Source organism: Streptomyces sp. HSW2009, from assembly GCF_040240285.1.
In the GTDB taxonomy this organism is placed as follows: Bacteria; Actinomycetota; Actinomycetes; order Streptomycetales; family Streptomycetaceae; genus Streptomyces.
In genome coordinates this window covers 1-3,749 of sequence record NZ_JBEHZD010000664.1, presented here as the reverse complement: position 1 = coordinate 3,749, position 3,749 = coordinate 1, and the positions used below count along the sequence as shown (strand labels likewise).

The 3,749-nt window shown below is 78.8% G+C and carries 1 protein-coding gene and 2 pseudogenes; all 3 read right to left on the bottom strand.

Annotated features, from left to right (window positions below; genetic code table 11):
* Positions 1-778, bottom strand: a pseudogene (locus AAHZ94_RS30385) (hypothetical protein); the annotation flags it as partial.
* A gap of 384 nt (positions 779-1,162) precedes the next feature.
* Positions 1,163-1,384 (bottom strand): annotated as a pseudogene (locus AAHZ94_RS30380) (hypothetical protein); the annotation flags it as partial.
* Positions 1,385-1,701: 317 nt separating this feature from the next.
* Positions 1,702-3,749 (bottom strand): glycosyltransferase (locus AAHZ94_RS30375; protein ID WP_349996941.1); only part of this gene is annotated, 2,048 nt, incomplete at its 5' end.

Sequence of the window (3,749 nt, the reverse complement as noted above, 5' to 3'; positions counted from 1 at the left end):
CCGCCTCGATCGCGGCGGCCAGCGCGAGCCCGCGGCGTGCGGCGCGGGCGAAGCCGTGCGCGACCAGCAGCCGGGCGGTGTGGAGCAGCAGCCCGAGGGCGCCGGCGGCGACCGCGGCGGCGGCCCCGAAGCCGGGCCGCGGCAGGGCGTACCCGGCCGCGCCGAGCAGCACGCCGAGCGCGAGGGCAAGCAACAGTGACGTGCTCAGGAACGCGGCCCGCGCGCCGGCCGCGAAGGAGGCGAGGTCCCGGCGCGCCGCCAGCCGCGACCGGAACCGCGCCGCGCACCGCCGTGTGCACCACACGGCCGGCGGCACCGCCGCGACCAGTACCAATACTCCGATCGCACCGGGCGTGGCCGCACGGCCCAACTCGGGCAGGGCCGCGCGCAACGCACCGGGGCGCGGCTGCCCCAGGTACGGCGCCGCCCCACCGACCCAGCCGGCACCGGTCCCACCCGCCCGCAGGTACTCCAACAGCCAACCGCCCAGCACGAGTTGCCCGACCAGCAAGGAGCACCACAGCCATGCGGTCCACCCCGCGCGGGAGTCCGCGCCGCCCCGGCCGGGCGCCGGGTCGGGCCGGCGGCGCAGGCACCGGCACGCGGCCACGCCGACCAGTGCGGCACCGCCCGCCCCCACCCCGCACCGCGCCGCGAGGGGGGCGGCCCCGGCCCGATCCAGCACGGCGAGCGTGAGCAGGCACAGCAGGCCGGGGACCAACTGCGCGGCCAGCGCTGCCAGGGCCCCCAGGAACGCCAGGAGCCGACGGCCCCGCACCCCACGCCGGCGCGGCCCGCCCCCGACACCGCCACGCCGTCGGGGGCGATCAATTGCCCCAACTCCCTTATCAGACGCGTCAGTTACGTCTACGCGCCAGGCGGCACCCCCCGGCGCACCCGCGGGGAACGCCACGGCCCGTACGCCAGGCACCGCGGGCGCCACGTCGGCCCGGCCGGGCCCATCACCGACGCGCCCTCCGCCGGCGGGTGCGGCGGGACGAGCGTGCGGCCGGCCGGGCGCACCGGCCCCTTCACTCTCGTTGTCCCCATTGACCCCACTGCCCCTGCCAGCCCCACCAGCCCCATCGACGCCGCCAACCCCACCGCTCCCGCCAGCCACATACCCACCCACACCAGTCGGCGATCCGACTCCGGGCAGCGCTTCACCCCGGGGTGCCCTCGCGTACAACTCCTCGGCCAGCGCGAACACATCGCGGTGCCGGTAGCGCGCGGCGGCGCGGTCGCCGATGCCGCACGCCTCAAGTCCGGCGGCGATCTCCAGCGGATCGACGGCCCGCCGGCAGAGCTCGCGGTGCTGGTGCAGCAACTCCCGTACGGGGTCGGCGGACCGGCCGGGCCACGCACCCCCGGCCCACTCCCCCACCGAACGCCCCGTCCGGTCGCCGACCGAACGCTCCGCCCGCTCGCCGACCGCAGCGAACCGCAGGGTGCCGGCATCCGCCTCCGACGCCCGCACCTGACGTACGTCACCGGGCTTTTCCACTACGGGAGTTACGGGTTCCACAGCGGGGTCGGGGCCGGGAGCCGCTTCCTGGCGCGCCGGGTAGGGGTGGGCAGGGGTGGGGGGAGGCGTGGAGGGGCCACCTAGTTCGGTGGTCGCGTGGTGCGGTCCTTCTCCCGGTTCGATGGCGGGCGGAGTGCCTGCCCCGCGCGCGGGGGTGGGTGGGATGTCAGGCGTCGTCATGCGCCGTCCCCCGTCCGCCCGCCGGGCCCGGCCCACGCCGCCGCGGCCACCTCGCTACGCGCCCCGTCCCCGGCACCCGGCGGCCGGACGGGAGCCGCCGCCGCGCCCGCCCCCCGCGCGGGGCCACCGGCCTGTGCGAGCGCGTCGGCCCGCGAGGGCCCATCGGGATGCCCGAGCGCACCGGTCTGCGCGAGTCCACCGGTCCGCGGAGTGCCGTCGGCGTGCGCGAGCCCGTCGGTCCGCAAGGGCCCATCGGTCCGCGCCAGCACGTCAGCGTGTGGGCCGCCGGCAGCCGCCGGCACCCGCTCGGTCTCCGTACGGGCCCAACGGGGCAGCGGGCGGCCCGGCGCAGGGTGGGTCGGGCGGGGTGCCGTCCAACGGCCCGGGACGTGTGCCTCGGCCGGGTGGGCGAAGGGCGCCGGGGCGCCGGCCCGGCGCCGTGCGGCCTCCGGGTGGGCCACCGGCGCGTGCGACATGAGCTCCAGGTAGATGCTGCGGAACGTGCCGGCGTTCTGCTCGACGGTGAAGAGCTCCAGCGCCCGGGCGCGGGCGGCGGCGCCGAGCCTGGCGCGCCGGTCCGGGTCGCGGAGCAGCGTCAAACAGGCCGCGGCGAGGGCCTGCGGGTTGCGCGGTGGCACCAGCAGCCCGGTGCCGCCGATCACCTCGCCGGTCGCGCCGACGTCCGTGGAGACCGTTGCCCGACCGCAGAACATCGCCTCCACCAGACCGGCCGGAAAACCGTCGACCACGCTCGACCGCACGACCACACCACCGGTGGCGTACACGGCGACGAGGTCCGGCGCGTCCGGACCGCCCAGCGCCTCGAAGGAGACCGGGTTACGGCCGGTGGCGTGGGCGTGCGCCGCCTCGTCGGGGAAGAGCTGGGCGGCAAGCAGCGCACACTGCGCGCGATAGTCCACCGCCCCGAACACACCGCCCCCGAACCCGCCACCGGCCACACCGCCCGCACCCGCACCCGCGCCGCCCCACGCATCGCGCGCGCCTGCGCCTGCGCCCGTACCGCTCGCACCGCCCGCGACCGCGCCGCCGCACGCTCGACCGGCGCCCCACCGCCCCGACCCGGCGGCCGTCACCCAGCCGCCGTTCCCCCGGGCCCCGCCCGGCGCACCCGCGGGCCAACCCGCCCCGTACGCCGTCGCCCCGTACGCCAAACCCCCGGACTCCGGTCCGAACACCCCGGCCGGCACGGGCCCGTACCCGTACGCCGACTCATGCGCCGCAGCCGCCCCGTACGCCGCACGAACCAGCGCGCCGGGGCCCGGCATCAGCGGCGGGGTGCCGTCGTGGAGGGCCGCGGTGTCCGGTGGGGTGGCGGCGAGGGTCCAGGCGGGGTCGGGCGGGGTGGTCGCGGGGCCGGTGTCGACGATGCGGAGCCGGACGTCCGGCTCCGCGCGGTGCACCTCGGCGAAGGCGTGCAGCAGGGCGACGAGGTCGCGCTCGGGCTCGACCGGCCCCACCCACAGCAGCGTGCGCGCCCCCGTACCGGCCCGCTCGCCCACTTCGTCGAAGCAGTGCGGATAAACCCCCGGGTACACCGTCCGCAGCCGCGCGGGGTCCGCGCCGCACCGCTCCTGCCAGCGCCGGGTGTACGCATTGCCCGCGGTGACGAGCGCGGCCTGCGCGTACACCTCGGCGGCCAACTCCCGGTGGAAGGCGGCGACCAGGGCCCGGGCGGCGACGCCGTACGCGCCGTCGCCGGCAACGACCGCCCCCTCGCCGGGCCCGACCGGCCCAGCCATCTCGATCGCCCCAGCCAGCCCGGCCGGCCCGCCCACCCCGGTCGGGTCGCCGCCCGCCGCAGTGAGGTAGCGCTCGCGCAGCCCCGGGCGGTACTCCGTGACCAGCAGCGGCGTGCCGAAGAAGCGCTTGGCCAGCAGCCCGGGCAGGGCCGCGGTGCCGCCCGCGAGGGCGTGGCACAGGTCGACGCCGGCCAGCCCGCGCCCGGCCGCCGGCCGCCCCCCCCGCCCGCACGGCCCCGCGCACGCCCGCGCTGCGCCCCCGCGCTGACGGCGCGTACAAGCCG